General features: G+C 66.7%; 17 protein-coding genes and 1 pseudogene. 14 read left to right on the top strand and 4 right to left on the bottom strand.

Annotated features, from left to right (window positions below):
- The first annotated feature begins 104 nt into the window (after positions 1 to 104).
- The 10 genes from AC5RT4_RS13305 (at position 105) to AC5RT4_RS13260 (ending at position 11,012) form a co-directional block, all read left to right on the top strand.
- A complete protein-coding gene (locus tag AC5RT4_RS13305; protein ID WP_494040553.1) occupies positions 105 to 641 on the top strand; it encodes a D-glycero-alpha-D-manno-heptose-1,7-bisphosphate 7-phosphatase in 537 nt (178 codons plus the stop codon).
- Positions 641 to 1,729, top strand: a complete 1,089-nt coding sequence (locus AC5RT4_RS13300; RefSeq protein WP_494106030.1) for a glycosyltransferase family 9 protein — start codon at positions 641 to 643, stop codon at positions 1,727 to 1,729. Before AC5RT4_RS13305 ends, AC5RT4_RS13300 begins: the two co-directional genes overlap by 1 nt.
- Positions 1,726 to 2,760, top strand: a complete 1,035-nt coding sequence (locus AC5RT4_RS13295) for a glycosyltransferase (RefSeq protein WP_494106029.1) — start codon at positions 1,726 to 1,728, stop codon at positions 2,758 to 2,760. The genes AC5RT4_RS13300 and AC5RT4_RS13295 overlap by 4 nt, the downstream gene beginning before the upstream one ends.
- On the top strand, positions 2,757 to 4,010 hold the full coding sequence (locus AC5RT4_RS13290; protein WP_494106028.1) for a glycosyltransferase: 1,254 nt from the start codon (positions 2,757 to 2,759) through the stop codon (positions 4,008 to 4,010). The genes AC5RT4_RS13295 and AC5RT4_RS13290 overlap by 4 nt, the downstream gene beginning before the upstream one ends.
- A complete protein-coding gene (locus AC5RT4_RS13285) occupies positions 4,007 to 4,735 on the top strand; it encodes a D-sedoheptulose-7-phosphate isomerase (protein ID WP_494106027.1) in 729 nt (242 codons plus the stop codon). The genes AC5RT4_RS13290 and AC5RT4_RS13285 overlap by 4 nt, the downstream gene beginning before the upstream one ends.
- Positions 4,732 to 6,141 carry a PfkB family carbohydrate kinase gene (locus tag AC5RT4_RS13280; protein ID WP_494106026.1) on the top strand — a complete coding sequence of 470 codons (1,410 nt, stop codon included), beginning with the start codon at positions 4,732 to 4,734 and terminating at the stop codon, positions 6,139 to 6,141. Before AC5RT4_RS13285 ends, AC5RT4_RS13280 begins: the two co-directional genes overlap by 4 nt.
- A 90-nt stretch (positions 6,142 to 6,231) precedes the next feature.
- Positions 6,232 to 6,933, top strand: coding sequence for an SDR family oxidoreductase (locus AC5RT4_RS13275; RefSeq protein ID WP_494040559.1), 702 nt, complete (start codon positions 6,232 to 6,234; stop codon positions 6,931 to 6,933).
- A 40-nt stretch (positions 6,934 to 6,973) separates the two neighbouring features.
- On the top strand, positions 6,974 to 8,446 hold the full coding sequence (locus AC5RT4_RS13270) for an aldehyde dehydrogenase family protein (protein WP_494106025.1): 1,473 nt from the start codon (positions 6,974 to 6,976) through the stop codon (positions 8,444 to 8,446).
- A complete protein-coding gene (gene rfaE2, locus AC5RT4_RS13265) occupies positions 8,443 to 10,038 on the top strand; it encodes a D-glycero-beta-D-manno-heptose 1-phosphate adenylyltransferase (protein WP_494106024.1) in 1,596 nt (531 codons plus the stop codon). Before AC5RT4_RS13270 ends, rfaE2 begins: the two co-directional genes overlap by 4 nt.
- 65 nt (positions 10,039 to 10,103) lie before the next feature.
- Positions 10,104 to 11,012, top strand: coding sequence for a spermidine synthase (locus tag AC5RT4_RS13260; RefSeq protein WP_494106023.1), 909 nt, complete (start codon positions 10,104 to 10,106; stop codon positions 11,010 to 11,012).
- Between the two features lies 1 nt (position 11,013).
- Here AC5RT4_RS13260 and AC5RT4_RS13255 read toward each other — a convergent pair whose 3' ends face one another.
- Complete coding sequence (locus tag AC5RT4_RS13255; protein WP_494040563.1) at positions 11,014 to 11,919, bottom strand: LysR family transcriptional regulator; 906 nt, start codon at positions 11,917 to 11,919, stop codon at positions 11,014 to 11,016.
- Between the two features lie 153 nt (positions 11,920 to 12,072).
- On the opposite strand from AC5RT4_RS13255, the gene AC5RT4_RS13250 reads away from it, so the two are divergent.
- A complete protein-coding gene (locus AC5RT4_RS13250; protein WP_494106022.1) occupies positions 12,073 to 12,822 on the top strand; it encodes a 3-hydroxybutyrate dehydrogenase in 750 nt (249 codons plus the stop codon).
- A 38-nt stretch (positions 12,823 to 12,860) separates the two neighbouring features.
- Here AC5RT4_RS13250 and AC5RT4_RS13245 read toward each other — a convergent pair whose 3' ends face one another.
- Together AC5RT4_RS13245 and AC5RT4_RS13240 are read right to left on the bottom strand one after the other, a co-directional pair.
- On the bottom strand, positions 12,861 to 13,124 hold the full coding sequence (locus AC5RT4_RS13245; RefSeq protein WP_494040565.1) for a hypothetical protein: 264 nt from the start codon (positions 13,122 to 13,124) through the stop codon (positions 12,861 to 12,863).
- A gap of 239 nt (positions 13,125 to 13,363) precedes the next feature.
- Positions 13,364 to 13,483: a winged helix-turn-helix transcriptional regulator gene (locus AC5RT4_RS13240; protein WP_494106076.1), complete on the bottom strand. Its 120-nt coding sequence runs from the start codon at positions 13,481 to 13,483 to the stop codon at positions 13,364 to 13,366.
- A gap of 90 nt (positions 13,484 to 13,573) precedes the next feature.
- Between AC5RT4_RS13240 and AC5RT4_RS13235 the strand changes: the two genes are divergently transcribed.
- On the top strand, positions 13,574 to 14,437 hold the full coding sequence (locus AC5RT4_RS13235; protein WP_494106021.1) for an SDR family oxidoreductase: 864 nt from the start codon (positions 13,574 to 13,576) through the stop codon (positions 14,435 to 14,437).
- A gap of 96 nt (positions 14,438 to 14,533) precedes the next feature.
- Here AC5RT4_RS13235 and AC5RT4_RS13230 read toward each other — a convergent pair.
- Positions 14,534 to 15,169 (bottom strand): annotated as a pseudogene (locus AC5RT4_RS13230) (LysE family translocator).
- Positions 15,170 to 15,422: 253 nt separating this feature from the next.
- On the opposite strand from AC5RT4_RS13230, the gene AC5RT4_RS13225 reads away from it, so the two are divergent.
- Positions 15,423 to 15,740, top strand: coding sequence for an alcohol dehydrogenase catalytic domain-containing protein (locus AC5RT4_RS13225; RefSeq protein WP_494106020.1), 318 nt, complete (start codon positions 15,423 to 15,425; stop codon positions 15,738 to 15,740).
- Positions 15,719 to 16,282 (top strand): NAD(P)-dependent alcohol dehydrogenase, encoded by a 564-nt coding sequence (locus tag AC5RT4_RS13220; RefSeq protein WP_494106019.1) that lies wholly within the window; start codon positions 15,719 to 15,721, stop codon positions 16,280 to 16,282. Before AC5RT4_RS13225 ends, AC5RT4_RS13220 begins: the two co-directional genes overlap by 22 nt.
- The last annotated feature ends 100 nt before the right edge of the window (positions 16,283 to 16,382 follow it).

Raw genomic sequence — 16,382 nt, 5'->3', positions numbered from 1 at the left:
ATGCCCTATCTTGCCTGTTCAACCGCCTCCCCGTTCACCAGTCGAAAGGCGAGAAAACCAGCGGCCCCTGTTTAGGAGCAGCAGCAGTGGGGAACAGTGAGGGTATGGGAAGCTCCGTAACCTCCAAGCTCCGCGCTGTCCTGTTCGACCGGGACGGGACCCTGGTGGTCGATGTGCCCTACAACGGGGACCCCCGCCTGGTCACACCAATGCCCGGCGCCAAGGCAGTCCTTGATGCGCTCCGTGCAGACGGGATAGCAACCGGAGTCATCAGCAACCAGTCGGGAATTGCCCGCGGCCTGATCACTGCAGCCGACGTTGCAGACGTCAATGCCCGGGTGGAGGAACTGCTCGGCCCCTTTGACGTGTGGGAGGTGTGCCCGCATTCCGAGCAGGACGGCTGCGCCTGCCGCAAGCCCGAACCGGGGATGGTGCACAGCGCCTGCCGCAAACTTGGCATCCAGGAATCGGAGGCAGCGCTCATCGGTGATATCGGCGCTGACGTCCGTGCTGCCGAAGCGGCAGGAGCAAGGGGGGTCCTGGTGCCCACGCCGGTGACCCGATCCGAGGAAGTGGCCGAGGCACAACTGGTGGCCCGGGACCTGGCCGAGGCCGTTTCGCTCCTGTCGGAGCGGCCCTGATGGGCCGCGTGCTGGTGGCACGCCTGGACAGCATGGGCGACGTTCTCCTGGCCGGGCCCGCCGTACGGGCCGTGGCCAACGGCCGGTTCCCCGATGGCAGCCGGCCGAACCACGTGGTGATGATTTGCGGAAGGCAGGGCGAGGCAGCGGCAGGCATGCTGCCGGGCGCCGCGGAGGTCTACAGCTGGGACAGCCCGTGGATCATGAACCCCGCGCCCAAAATGACCGGACCCCATGCAGACAGGCTCATCGAATACGTCCGGAACTCCAGGATCACTGAAGCGGTCATCCTCACCTCTTTCCACCAGTCGCCCCTGCCGCTGGCGCTGCTGCTCCGGCTGGCCGGCGTCGAACGGATCACCGGAGCCTCCACCGATTACGCGGGCTCCCTGCTTGATGTGCGGCTCAAACCGGGCGAAGACTTTCCGGAGGACCAGCCTGAGGCGGAACGTGCCCTGGGCATCGCTGAGGCAGGAGGATTCCGCCTTCCACAGGGCGACGACGGAAAACTCCGCGTCACGTCCGTCCCCGATGTCCGCGGCCTCGTGGGTGAGGAACCCTACGTGGTTGTCCACCCCGGAGCCGCAGTCCCCGCCCGGGCCTGGCCACCGCTGCACCATGCCGCCGCCGTCGAACTCCTCCAGGGTGCCGGCCACCGCGTAGTAGTAACGGGCGGTCCGGCCGAGACGTCGTTGACCGCCACCGTCGCAGGGCCTTCCGCCCTGGATCTGGGCGGACGCACGGATCTCCACACCCTCGCTGGGGTCATGGCGGGCGCGGATGCCGTTGTCACCGGAAATACCGGGCCGGCACACCTCGCGGCGGCCGTGGGCACCCCTGTTGCATGCCTCTTTTCGCCCGTGGTCCCGGCTATCCGCTGGGCACCGTACGGGGTGTCACTGGAACTGCTCGGTGACCAGAACGCGGCCTGCCGGATGACCCGCGCCCGTGTCTGCCCCGTTCCCGGCCACCCCTGCCTTGACTCCGTATCACCTGAAGAAGTGGTGGCCGCCGTGGAACGCCTGATCGGCGGAGTCAGCTCTTTCAGCACGCACGTCAGCACCCGTAGAAAGGCCCGCAACAGATGAGAATCCTGCTCTGGCACGTCCACGGTTCCTGGACGGACGCGTTCGTCCGCGGCCGTCACGAGTACCTCCTTCCCGCCCTGCCCGAAGGCGGTGCCTGGGGTCTTGGCCGTGCCGACAGGAACTGGCCCTCGTCGGTACGCGAGGTGGATCTGGCAAGCCTGGACGCCGACGCCGTTGACGCCGTCGTCCTGCAACGCCCTGAGGAAATCGACGAAGTTGCCCGTCTGCTCGGCCGGAGGCCCGGAGTTGACCTGCCCGCCGTGTACCTGGAGCACAACACCCCCAAGGTCGATTTCCCGTTCGCCCGGCACCCGCTCGCGGACCAGGACCGTATTCCCGTGGTGCACGTGACCCACTTCAACAAGCTTGCCTGGGACAATGGCTCAGCCCGCAGCCTGGTCATCGAACACGGGATTCCGGACCCGGGCCTGCTCTACACGGGGGAACTGCCCGAACTGGGCGTCGTGGTGAACGAGCCCATCCGCCGCGGCCGCGTGACCGGTACAGATCTGTTGCCCGCTTTCGCCTCCGTGGCGCCGCTGCAGGTCTTCGGCATGAAGACTGACGGGCTGGCCGCCGCCGCAGGGATTGACGAGTCGCGGCTGACGGTACGCGGCGACCTGAAAACCCAGCAGCTGCACCGCGAACTGGCGCGGTGCCGCGTCTATGTCCACCCCATGCGGTGGACCTCCCTGGGATTGTCCCTGCTGGAGGCGATGCACTTGGGAATGCCGGTGGTAGCGCTGGCAACCACCGAAGCGCCGCGGGCGGTGCCGGCGGAGGCCGGGGCCGTTTCCGCCGATGTCGATGAGCTGCTGCGCTCCGCGCGGCGGCTGGTCGCCGATCCGGATGAGGCCCGACGGCGGGGCCTTGCCGCCCGTGAGGCTGCACTGGAACGCTACAGCCTGGGCAGGTTCCAGGACCGCTGGGATGAGCTTCTGGCGGACCTGGGCGGCCGGTCCCGGCACTCCGACAACGAACGCCTGGAGGAGAAGATCCTCGTTCCGGCGGGAGAGAGGAAGACCCCATGAGAATCTCCATGATTTCCGAGCACGCCAGTCCGCTGGCGGCACTGGGCGGGGTGGACGCCGGCGGTCAGAACGTGCACGTTGCCGCGCTGTCCGAAGCCCTGGCCAAGCGGGGCCACCACGTGACTGTCTACACGCGCAGGGATGCAACGGAGCTCCCGGCCAGGGTCCGCGTGGGAAGCCGCCTTGAGGTGGTCCATGTGGACGCGGGCCCCGCGCACCATGTCCCCAAGGACGAACTGCTGCCCTACATGGGAGAACTTGCCGACGGCGTTGCCGAGGACTGGAGCCAGCGGCCGCCGGATGTGGTGCACGGGCACTTCTGGATGTCCGGGCTTGCTGCACTGGACGCGGCCCGGCGGCCGAACCAGGGCTACCGGGTTCCCGTCATTCAGACTTTCCACGCGCTGGGCACCGTCAAGCGGCGGCACCAGGGGGCAGAGGACACCAGCCCCTTGGAGCGGCGCTGGCTGGAGCCCGGTGTGGGACGTTCCGCCGACAGGATCGTGGCCACCTGCTCCGACGAGGTCTTCGAGCTCAAAGCCATGGGAATCACTACGGGCAAGATCTCCATTGCCCCCTGCGGTGTGGACCTCGGATTCTTTTCCGCAGACGGGTCCGTCGCGCCGAGGAAGCGCACCCACCGCATCCTTTCCGTGGGCCGCCTCGTGCCGCGAAAGGGAGTGGACCTGGTAATCCGGGCGCTGCCGTACCTGCGGGCGGCAGGTTTCGACGACGTCGAACTCCTGATCGTGGGCGGCGGCGGAGACTCCGGGGTGCTCCACGCGGACCCTGAAGTACGGCGCCTCATGGATTTGGCAGCCGAACTCGGTGTGGCGGACCAGGTTAGCCTGCAGGGCCAGGTGTCCCGCAGCGAGATGCCCGGCATCTTCCGCAGCGCCGACGCCGTGGTGTGCGCCCCCTGGTATGAACCATTCGGCATCGTCCCGCTGGAGGCAATGGCCTGCGGCGTTCCGGTTGTTGCAGCCGCAGTGGGCGGCCTGCGTGACACTGTGGTTGACCACGGCACCGGACTGCACGTGCCGCCGCGGGACCCCGAAGCCATTGCATCGGCGCTCGCCCTGCTGCTGGAGAACCCTGCACTGCGCGCTGAGCTTGGCAGCGCAGGCAAGAAGCGCGCCCGCACCAGGTATTCGTGGGACCGGGTCGCGGCCGAAACCGAAAAGGCTTACCAGCTGGCGGTGGCCGGGGCTTCCGCCGGCGTCGTCCCAATGGAAGGAGCGGCACTATGACTGCGGAATCATCCGTGCGGGAAGCTGACCTGCACACTTTGCCAACAACTGACGCATTGCCTGCAGTTCTGCCCGGAGCGGCCTTTGTGGACCCCGACAGCGCGGAAGCGGTCCGCGTGCACCTGGACAACGTCGTACCCGCGCTCGAGTCGCTGCGGAGCCAGTCCGGCCGGCTTGCGGCCTGGGGCGTGGAGCTGGCCCAGCGCCTGCTCCGCGGCCAGCGCCTGCTCGCCGCCGGCAACGGCGGCTCGGCCGCCGAAGCCCAGCACCTCACCGCGGAGCTCGTGGGCAGGTTCGACGGCGAGCGGGTTCCGTTCTCCGCCATATCGCTGCACGCTGAGTCCTCGGCCGTGACCGCCATCGCCAATGATTACGGCTACGACGACGTCTTTGCCCGCCAGGTGCGGGCGCACGCCCGGTCCGGCGATGTGCTGCTTTTGCTGTCCACCAGCGGCAAGAGCCCCAACCTGCTGCGCGCAGCCGAGGTTGCCGCACGCCTGAACGTCACCACGTGGGCGCTGACGGGAGCCGGCCCCAATCCGCTGGCTGATGCCTGCGACCAGGCGGTGATGATTGACGCCCTCAACGCCAATGCCCAGGAAGGCCACCTCATCGCCCTGCACGCGATCTGCCGCGCTTTTGACCTGGAAGTTGCCCGGCACAGTTCCGCCGACGGCTGGAGCGTGCAGAACCAGGGCCTTCAGAACCGGGGTGCCCAGGCATGAGGATTGTCGTGGTTGGCGATGTCATGCTGGACGTGGACCTCTCCGGCGAAGCCACCCGGCTGAGCCCCGACGCCCCGGTACCGGTGGTTGACGTGTCCGGCGTCAAGCGCCGGGCCGGGGGAGCCGGGCTGGTGGCCCGGATGCTTGGCGAGGACAACTGGCCAGTCACGCTGGTGACGGTCCTGGGCGATGACGACGCCGGCCGGCAGCTTGAAGCGCACCTCGCCGGAGTGCGGCTCGTGACCGGCCCCAGCGGCCATCCATCACCGGTCAAGACCCGCGTGCGGGCCGGCTCGCACCCGGTGGTCCGGTTCGACCAGGGCTGTGAGAAGGCTCCCGTCCCCGAAGTGAGTCCTGCCATGCTGCGCGAGGTGGAGAAAGCAGGCGTCATCATTGTCGCGGACTATGGCCGGGGACTGGCGGCAAACCCGCAGTTGCGGGAGCTCCTTGCCCGGCTTGCCGGCCACGTGCCCATTGTGTGGGACCCGCATCCTGCCGGACCGGACCCGGTACCCGGCGTCGCCGTTGTCACCCCCAACTTCGCTGAGGCCCAAAAGGCTGTGCAGTCGCGGGGCCGGGACGCCGTTACGCGGCAGGATGGCGCGGACCGTGGGCAGACAGTTGCGGGAGATCCTGCAGCCGGGGTGGGCGCGGTCCTGCTCGAGGAATGGGGCAGCCAGGCTGTCCTGGTCACAAAGGGGGAAGAGGGCGCCGTCCTGTGCCGGAGCGACCAGAGCCCCCGGGCCGTTCCTGCGCCGCGGGTGGAAGCCGGTGATCCCTGTGGAGCCGGTGACAGGCTCGCCGCCAGCCTCGCCGTCCACCTGCTGGCCGGACGGGACCTGGCCGAAGCCGCGGAACTTGCGGTCCATGACGCTGCCGACTTCCTCGCCAACGGCGGGGTGTCCGCCCTTCCCGACACCAATGGACAAGCGCCGCAGCCAAAACCGCGCGTCAACGACCCCCTGCTGCTGGCCCGCGCTGTGCGCGAAAACGGCGGCAAGGTTGTGGCCACCGGTGGTTGCTTCGACCTGCTGCACGCCGGCCACGTCCGGTCCCTGACAGCGGCCCGTGAGCTCGGCGACTGCCTGATCGTCTGCCTCAACTCCGACGACTCCGTCCGGCGGCTGAAGGGCCCGGAGCGGCCCATCATCGGCCAGCACGACAGGGCAGAACTGCTCCTGGCCATGGAATGCGTGGACGCCGTGATGGTGTTCGACGAAGACACCCCGGAGGCAGCGCTTGAACGCCTCCGCCCCGACATCTGGGTCAAAGGCGGCGACTACAAAGGCGCCAGCCTGCCGGAGGCCGGTCTTGTGGAGAGCTGGGGCGGGCGCTGCGTCACCGTGCCGTACCACCCCGCCCGTTCCACCACCGGCCTGGCCGATGCATTGGCCAAAGTCAGCTAAACAGGTCCGGCCGCGGCCGCAAACCCGGGTCGCCCGGCAAACGAGCGGTAGCCAACACAAGTTTTGTACGTCCCATTCGAAAGGAACACCATGACTGCAGAGTTCAATTCACCCGGCCGTGTACTCGTGACCGGAGGGGCCTCCGGACTGGGGGCCGCCGTCGTCGACGCCGTCCTGAAGGCAGGCGGCACCCCGGTGGTGCTGGACCGTGACATCAGCAGCGTCTCGGCCGTAAAGGCTTTCGAAGTGGATGTGGCGGACAGGCTGGCCGTTGAGGCCGCTGTCAAGGAAGCCGCGGAGTCCCTGGGTGGGCTCGAAGCAGTTGTTACGGCCGCCGGAATCGACCGTTGCGGCAAGCTCGCGGACGTCGAGGCCACCGAGTGGGAAAAGGTCATCGGCGTGAACCTGATGGGCACTGTTTCTGTTGTCCGTGCAGCCCTGCCCTACCTCAAGGCCTCCCACGGCAGGGTGGTAACCATCGCCTCCACCCTGGGCAAGCGAGCCGTGGCTGATGCCACCGCCTACTGCGCCTCAAAGTTCGGCGTCGTTGGCTTCAGCCATGCGCTGGCCGCTGAGACCGGCGGCGAAATCGGCGTCACCACCATCATCCCGGGCGGTATGAAAACCCGCTTCTTTGATGACCGCACCGAGCAGTACAAGCCGCAGGACGACTCACGGCTCAACGACCCCGCCAACACGGCGCAGGCAATCCTGTTCGCGTTGAACCAGCCCACCGGCTGCGAGGTCCGCGAAATGCTGATCTGCCACGAGGAAGAGGGCTCCTGGCCCTAAACCCCGATATTCACCAGCCGGAACCGACGGGAGGAACTTCATGCCCACCATTGCCACAGAAACGACTGCTCGCCCGGAAACCGCTGACAGCAGCGGCATCACCATCCGGAATCCCCGAACCGGTGATGTCCTTTGGACTGTGCCGGAGGCCGAGCCCGAAGCGGTGTCCCGTGCAGTAGCGGCGGCCCGGAGCGCGGCGGGGGCCTGGGCTTCCACGGCGCCGGCCCAGCGGGGCGCGGCAGTGCGGGCCGCTGCTAAAGCGCTGGCTGCGGCCGCCCAGGAGTTGGCCGAACTGAACGCCAGCGAAACGGGGCGGCCGGTGGAGGAATCCCTCGCCGGCATTGGCGCGGGGGTTTCCACTCTTGAGCAGTACGCGGAGCTGGGGCCCGTCCACCGGGGCCACAGCCTGCGCGGCAACCCGCTCGCTTCCGATTACACCGTGGCTGAACCCCGCGGCGTCGCTGTGCTGCTCACCCCGTGGAATGATCCTGTCGCGGTGGCCTGCGGCCTGATCGGGGCCGCGCTGGCCACCGGAAATACCGTGGTGCACAAGCCGAGCGAGCGGTGCCCGAGGCTGGGCGAGGCGCTTGGCGAAGTGCTGGCCCCGGCCTTCCCACCCGGCGTGTTCCAGACCCTTTCGGGCGGCGCCGCCGTAGGTGCACTCCTGGCACAGTCCGAAGTTGACGTGATCGCACATGTTGGCTCCAGCGCGGCCGGCGCGCGGATCGCAAGGGCTGGAGCCTTGACTGGAGCCCACGTCATCCGGGAAAACGGCGGAAACGATCCGCTGCTGGTGGACCGTGACGTCGATCCGCTGTGGGCTGCCGAGCAGGCAGCGATCGGTGCCTTCAGCAACAGCGGCCAGATCTGCGTGGCGGTTGAACGGATCTACGTCCATGAGGACATCGCCGCCAAGTTCTGCAAGGCCCTTGAAGCCGAGGCGGCCCTCCGCAACAGCAACGGGACGGTGGCGCCGCTGGTTGATCTCCGGATGCGTGATGAGGTCCATGCGCAGGTCACCGATGCACTGAATCAGGGCGCACATGCCGTGGAAGGCGGCACCCTGCCGGACCGCCCGGGCTCCTTCTACCCCGCCACCGTGCTGCTCGGGTGCACGGACCGGATGCAGGTCATGACGGAGGAAACGTTTGGGCCGGTTGCCCCCGTGCAGGTGGTGAAATCGTTCGACGAGGGCCTGCGCCTCGCATGCAGCGGCAGGTATGGCCTGGCCGCCACCGTCCTGAGCGGCAACATCGCCCACATCCAGCAGGCCGTTGCCGCCCTCCCGGTGGGAACCGTGAAGATCAACGCAGTTTTTGGCGGGGCCCCCGGCGGCGCAGCGCAGCCGCGGGGGGAGAGCGGCGCGGGCTTTGGCTACGGCCCGGAACTGCTGGATGAGTTCAGCCGGGTGAAGGTGGTGCACATTTCCGCACCGCCCGCTGCAGCTCCCGGCGCGGCGGATGAAGACCCGGAAGTTGAAGAGCCTGATGTTGAACTGCGGGATGAGTCATGAGCCTGTCAGCTGAGAACCGGTCACGGGACGACATCCCCGCAGACCTTCCGGGCAACCCGCCGGAAGAGCCCGGTGACGTTGACCTCTCGAGCCAGCGGGCCCTGTCGGAGTGGCTGCCGGGGCGTTTGGCGGCTGAAGAGCCGGCCATCCTCGTGGTTGGCGACCTGATGCTGGACGGCTGGTGGAGCGGCAGCATTGAACGGCTCTGCCGTGAGGCCCCCGCCCCTGTGGTGGACGTGCAGACCCGCGAGTCAGTTCCGGGCGGGGCGGCCAACACTGCCATGAACCTGGCCGCCCTCGGGGCACGGGTCTCCGTGGCCGGCATCGTCGGAACAGACGATGCCGGGGCGGATCTTCGGAACCAGCTCGTGGCTGCGGGCATCGACGTCAGCCACCTGCACAGCCACCCGGACATGGTGACCACCACTAAGATCCGGATCAGCAGCGGCGGGCAGGTAATGCTCCGCATCGACGACTCTGCCACCGCGGTGCCCGCCGAGGCGCTTGCCGCACTGGCCGCTTCGGTGCGCACCGCCGTCGAACACCAGGACGCGGTGCTGGTGTGCGATTACGCCAATGGGGTGCTGGCGGACCCGGTCCGTGCAAGCCTGGTGGACTCCCTGGCCGGGCCTGCGTCCGGTGACGGGGACCGTCCGCTGCTGGTGGTTGACTCCCATGATCCCCGGCCCTGGGCCCCGCTCCGCCCGGACCTGGTGACCCCCAATGCGCAGGAAACGGCGCGGATGCTTGACCTGAAACTTCCCGACGGCCAGGACAGGGTGGAAGCGGTCAGCAGGCACGCCCCTGCCCTGCTGGAAGCCACGGGGGCACGGGCCGTGGTGGTCACCCTGGACCGTGACGGTACAGTGCTGCTCAGGCCCGACGGTGTGACGCACCGTACGTGGGCCCGCCCGGCCGCGGAAAAGCAGGCCTCCGGTGCCGGTGACACGTTCGTAGCGGCGCTGACTTTGGCGCGCTCCGTCGGCCTGCCGCTGACGGCGAGCCTGGACCTTGCCCAGTCGGCCGCCGATGTGGTGGTGCATCAGCCGGGCACCTCGGTCTGCAGTACGGGCCAGCTGAGCCGGTACCTCAAAGCCTTCGCTGACACGGCACTGGGCGCTGACGAACTGCAGCGGCAGCTGGAGCTGCACCGGTCCCAAGGCCAGCGGATCGTGTTGACGAACGGCTGCTTCGACGTGCTGCACAGTGGCCACACCCGCTACCTGAACCAGGCAAAACAACTGGGAGACGTCCTGGTGGTGGCGCTGAACAGCGACGACTCCGTGCGCAAGCTCAAGGGAGCAGGGCGGCCCATCAATGGGGTGGCGGACCGGGCGGCAGTAGTAGCGGCTTTGAGCTGCGTGGACTACGTGACCGTCTTCGACACCCCCACGGCTGCGCCGTTGATCACACAGCTGCGGCCCGAGGTCTATGCCAAGGGCGGGGACTATTCTCCGGAAATGCTTGCCGAGACGCCCGCCGTGGAGCAGTACGGCGGGCGGGTAGCCATCCTGGATTACGTAGCGGAACGGTCCACCACTGCCGTGGTCAAGCGGATCCGGGAAGGCGAAGGAGCTATGCCCACAACCTAGGGCGCGGAGCAACAGGGCTGCTGAAACAAATTAGGGTTGAAGCATGACTGAAGCGTGGCACGGTAATGGCAAAACGCGGTAGGTCTGCGGCCCGGAACGGCCTACGCCCTGTTGCAGGCGTGGTGGACATTCCGGCAGGAACACGCCCAAGGGGGCCGGTTGAAGGTGTTTACTACATCGATACAGGGGACTGCGAGCTGATTGCGGACCAGGACAACTCCACCGGCTGGCTTCTGAAGATCAACGGCGTGATGAGCTCGCACATCGACCTTGCGGATCCAGCTTTCCTGGACTTTGAGTACATGCGCTGGATGGCCGCGCTCATTGAGTCGCGCTGGCCGACGTCGGGCACTGCGGGAACGGGGCCCAGGCTCCGCGGCCTGCACCTCGGCGGGGGCGCATGCTCGCTGGCCCGCTACTTCCACAGCGTCTATCCTGACGCCCGGCAGGTAGTGGTGGAGCTGGACGGCAAACTGGCCGAGTACGTGCGCGGCTGGTTCGACCTGCCCAAGGCACCGCTGCTGCGCCTGCGGGTGGGGGAGGCCCGTGAGGTCACGGAAACCCTGACGCCGGAGACCCGCGACTTCATCATCCGGGACGTTTTCGCCGGTGCCCTGACTCCGCACCCGCTGACCACGGCGGAGTTCAACCAGCAAGTGAGGCGCGTGTTGGCGCCCGGTGGGCTGTACGTGGTGAACTCCGGTGACGCACCTGATTTGAAGAACGCCCGCGAGGACGCCGCCACCATCGCTGCAGCCTTCAAGCACACAGTGATCATCGCGGACCCTGCCATGCTCAAGGGCCGCCGCTACGGAAACATGGTGATGGCCGGCAGCGATACGCCCTTCGGCGAGGACCCGAAGCTGGCACGGCGGCTCCTTGGCGGAGCGGTCCCGGCGCACCTGTGGGACGATGCGCAAGTTAGGGCCTTCGCGGCAGGATCACCGGTGCGCCGCGACCTGGTGGTTAAGTAGCTCAAGCACTGAGGCCGCGGCCCAGCAGCCACTCCCGGTGCCCGGCCATCTGTTCCCGCAACCCCTGGACTACCGCCGCCACCGCCGGCCGCCGCAGCGAGTCCGGCCGCAGCACCATCCAGTACGGCAGCAGCTCGGCGATCTCGGCGGGCAGCAAGCGGACCAGGTCGGTGTGCAGGTCCCCCATAAAACACGGCAGGAAACCAATGCCGGCGCCGGCACGGGTTGCCTCCACATGGACAAAAACGTTGGTGGAGGTGAGGCCGTCGCGCATGGCGGGCACCAGCCTGCGCGGCGCATCCAGGTCATCCACCTGCAGCATTGAATCCACGAAATAAACCAACGGATGCTCGTTCAGTTCCGCCACAGTGGCAGGGGTCCCGTGCTCGTCCAGGTAGGCGCGCGAGGCGTACATTCCCAGCATGTAGTCACCAAGCCGCAACGCTTCGGCGCGGTGCACCTGCGGCTCGCCCACCACCACTTCAATATCCAGGCCCGAGCGCTGCTGCAGCGCCCGGCGGGTCATGGTGACCACCTCCACGCTCAGCCCGGGGTGGTCACGGCGCAGCCGCGCCACCGCAGGCGCCGCGATATAGGCGCTGAAGCCGTCGGTCGCCGTCATGCGGACGACGCCGGTAATCGGGTCTGGCGCCTGGCCAGCCGCTCCCAGCGTGCCCATCACAGCTTCCACCTGCTCGCCCACCCGCACAGCCTGCGCTCCGAGTTCCGTCAGCTCCCAGCCTCCGGTGGCGCGCGCCAGGACCCTTCCGCCGAGTGCCTTCTCGAGGGCGGCTATCCGGCGCGAAACGGTGGTGTGGTTCAGTCCCAAAGCCTGGGCCGCCGTCGTGAACTTCGCGGAGCGGGAAACTGCAAGGAGAACCAGCAGGTCATCCGGGTTGGCTTTCATGTCTGCAATTGTGCACACGTTTGGTGCTGGTTTGGTTATTGATAGTGCATGTCTGTGCAGCAATACTCGGTGGAGCCGCGAGTGCTGCAGGCAGGACGCCGGCTGGGCTGTTTGAGCGCTGGGCAGTACACCGGAAACACCAAAGGGGATGCTATGGAAAATTCTTTGAACGGACGCAAGGCCCTGGTAACCGGCGGCGCCAGCGGGATCGGCGCAGCCTGCGTCCGTGAGCTGGCTGCACACGGAGCGAAGGTGGTGGTGGCCGACGTCGACTCCGCCGGCGCCGCCGCGCTCGCCGACGAGGTGGGCGGAACCGCCTGGACCGTGGACCTGTTGGACGTGGACTCCCTGGCCACCCTGACCCTGGACTGCGACATCCTGGTCAATAACGCGGGAATCCAGCGCATCAGCCCCATCGAAGATTTTGATCCTGTGGAATTCCGCCGGATCCTCGCCCTCATGCTGGAGGCGCCGTTCCTGCTGATCCGGGCTGCCTTGCCCCATATGTACAACAACGGGTTCGGCCGCATCATCAATCTGTCCTCGGTGCACGGGATCCGGGCCTCGCCGTTCAAGAGCGCCTATGTCTCCGCTAAACACGGCTTGGAAGGGCTGAGCAAGGTCACGGCACTCGAAGGCGGTGACCACGGGGTCACATCCAACTGCATCAATCCGGGGTATGTGCGCACGCCCCTGGTGGAAAAGCAGCTCGCGGACCAGGCACAGGTGCACGGCATCCCCGAATCCGAGGTCCTGGCCAAGGTGATGCTGACGGAATCGGCGATCAAACGTCTCGTGGAGCCCGAGGAGGTTGCGTCGCTGGTCGGCTGGCTGGCCTCGGACCATGCCGGCATGGTGACCGGCGCCAGTTACACCATGGACGGTGGCTGGTCAGCCCGTTAGCCCAATAATAATCCGGGCTGGACTGGCCGCAGTGGCGGCTAGTCCAGCTTCCTGAGCTGCCGGTGGTCGTAGAAGAAGACCCCTTGGGCCGTGTCCACACCCGCCGATGTCCCCTGCAGGAATACCACCACTCCCTCGCGCCGGCCTTTAAAAGGATCGTCGCCCACCACGGCGTCGCCAATCCTGTAGGGGGACTGCGGGGTGAAGGTACTCCGTGCCCGGCTCCATACGCGAGCGGCCATCGAGCTCAGGCTCACGGGCCTGCCCATGCTGGAAAGGTCCTGGACAATAGCTTTCACCATGCGTACCAACTCCTTGCCCGCGGCGTTTAGCCGCTGCCTGGCGGTGCAGGTTAACCGGAACGCTCCCAGCGTGAGGGCGGCCCTCCAATCCCGGTTGGCACCTTACGCCTACGGTACGTAGTATTCCCAGCAGTCACACCAGTAACAGGTACTCATGTTTTGGGAGTGCCTATACTCGTTTATTCCCGGTACTTGGAAGGGCTGCTTGAACCAGCCTCGCGGTGCACTCCGGGTGCTGTTCACCGCTTGCCGGTGACGATGTCATTGGCGTTTTCGAACACCCACGCCACGAGCGGAACCAGGAGTGCCGCCAGTTCGTATCCGCGCTTCGTCAGGCTGTAGGCGACCCGCGGCGGAATATCTTAGTTGAAAGTGCGTACTTCCTTTTGGGAAGTAAGCGGGAATCGCCGCAGTTGTGCTTCCTGACAGACACCGACTGGAAGGAAATCATGAGCATCGTTATTACCGGAGCAACAGGCCAGCTGGGCCGCCATGTGGTTGAGGCCCTGCTGGAGCGCAACGTTCCCGCGCAGGACATTGTTGCCGCGGGCCGGTCCGTCGAAAAGATCGCAGACCTGGCGGCGCGCGGCGTCCAGGTTAAAAGCATGGACTACGCCGATGCAGCCTCCGTAGCCGAGGCCTTGAAGGGCGCCGCCAAGGTGCTCCTCATTTCGGGCAATGAAGTTGGCCAGCGGGTGCAGCAGCACCGTACCGTCATTGAGGCGGCAAAGGCGGCGGGTGTGGACTTGGTCGCCTATACAAGCATCGCCAACGCGGATACCACCGGGATGAAGCTGGCCGCCGAGCACCAGGCCACGGAGGCTATCCTCAGGGCCTCGGGCGTTCCTTTCGTCCTTCTCCGTAACGGCTGGTACCTCGAAAACTACACCGACCAGCTGCCCGGCACCCTCGCACAGGGTGCCATCGCCGGAAGTGCCGGGGAGGGGCGGGTCAGTGCAGCGTCCCGGGCGGATTATGCGCATGCAGCGGCGGCAGTGCTGGTGGCAGAACGCCAGGCAGGCAGGATTTATGAGCTGGGCGGCGATGAACCGTTCACCATGGCTGAGTTTGCGGCCGAGATCAGCGCCGCGGCCGGCAAGCACATCTCCTACCAGGACCTCCCGGCGCAGGAATACGCCGAAATGCTGGCGGACGTTGGCGTACCGGAGGCTTTCGCGGAAACCCTTGCGGACTCCGACCTCGGGATTGCCCGCGGCGACCTCCTGGTAAGCTCCGGCGACCTGCGCAAGCTGATCGGACGACCTGCCACTTCGCTGGCAGAAGCGGTCCGTTCAGCTGCTGCTGCTGTGTAGCAGTTGTTATCGGGCAGCGGTGTTTCGGGATAGTACCTGCGGCGCCGGACTACCATCCGAGTTCAAGCCTGGCTGCCCGGCACCTCCGCCGGGCAGCTAGGATCCCGTGCCGGTGAGCGCCACAGTACTGCCAAGGCCGATCATCAGCGCCCCGCCTGTTGCTTCCATGGCTGAAATCCGGCCCGGCGACCGTGCAAACCACTCGCGCGCTCAACCGGCAGCTATGGCCCAAATGCTGTCCAAAACCAGCGCGATCAGCAGGAAGACCGCACCCAACATCGCCAGTTGGAACGGAATGGCGCCTGAGGGGTGATCCACAAACTGCGGCAGGACGGCCACAAAGAACACCACTGACTTCGGATTGGTGACACCAACCATCAGGCCCTCTGCCATCAGGCGCAGCGGTGGGGAGGACGCCGGCCGAGGCTGGGGGAGCTGGTGGTTACGCCGCTGCCGGATGGTTTTGATGCCCAAGCAGATCAGGTAGGGGGCGCCGGCCAGCTTAACCGCCGTGAAGAGGACCACGGATTGGGCAACAACGGCGCCCGCCCCCAACGCCACCGCTGCCACCTGCAGCAGTTGCCCGGCCGCGTTGCCCAGGACGGAAAGGACGCCACCCTTCCAGCCGAGCGCCAGGGACCTGCCGACCACGAACGATACGCTTGGCCCCGGCACGGCTATGAGGATCACGGCCGCAAGGGAAAACGCCGCCAGGTTGGAGGTCGGGACCATGCCTGATCCTAACTCCGGCGGGGCCAGTTTCGTCCCCGGTCCTGATTCCCACGCGCTCCTTCCCTGCTTGCTGAAGCGGGCTGCGGTGGCCACCGGCAGCGGCGGCCTCTTTTCCGAAAGGCCAGCCCGCCGTCGTCCGCCGTCCTTGACTCGATGTCCGGTTGTTCCTTACGTTGAAGGGTCCTGATAGGCCGCCAGTGCCGTCGGGAAAACTGCTTGAGGACCACACGTACCAGCGGCCCAAGGAGATCGAATGAGAGCGATCGTGCAGGACGTCTATGGGCCGGCAAAGGTGCTCAAGCTGCGGGATACAGCGGTGCCGGCACCGCGCAAAAATGAGGTATTAATCCGCGTGCGGGCGGCAGGCGTCGACCAGGGGGTGTGGCACCTGATGACCGGCCTGCCGTACCTGCTCCGGCTGTTTGGTTTCGGACTGAAGAAGCCTAAAGTTTCTGTGCGGGGCCGGGAAGTTGCTGGCGTGGTGGAGTCCGTGGGTGGTGGAGTAACACGTTTTGCTGCCCTGTTTCCGCCGTCACTGCACTCCAGGCTGTGCGGGACGCGACCGGGATGACGGTGGGCCAGAAGGTGCTGATCATCGGAGCGGGCGGGGGAGTGGGTACCTTTGCCGTTCAATTGGCCAAGGCCTTTGGCGCGCAGGTCACGGGAGTCTGCAGTACCGGCAAGGTGGAACTGGTGCGTTCCCTCGGTGCGGATGCAGTCATCGACTACACCAGGTCCGATATTGCGGGCTCCGGAATGCGGTTTGACGTCATCCTGGACACCGCCGGCAACCGGCCGCTGTCCGCTTTTTGGCGCCTGCTCACACCAAAGGGCACCCTTGTTCTTATCGGCGGCGAAGGAGGCGGCAAACTGACCGGCGGGTTCGAACGGTCATTGGGCGCACCGTTTGCCTCGTTGTTCTCGGGGCAGAAATTTAAGGCGCTGGTCGCGAAGGAAACGCATTTGGACTTCGAGGCACTGGCGGTTCTGTTTGAAGCCGGCAGTCTTAGGCCCGCCCTGGACAGGGTCTTTTCCCTGGCTGAAGCACCGGCCGCCATCACATACCTCCGCGGCGGGCAGGCGCGCGGCAAGGTAGTAGTGGTCCGGATCTAAGGGACCGCAGGGCGGTGGCGGGCTCCGCCACGCTGGCCACGGGTCTCCACCGCGGGTGTCTGCAATGCCAGACACTGGAAGGACACCGGCTCGGAAAGTG

The sequence above is a fragment of the Arthrobacter sp. sptzw42 genome (assembly GCF_059089685.1).
This window is presented reverse-complemented; position numbering and strand designations above follow the sequence as displayed.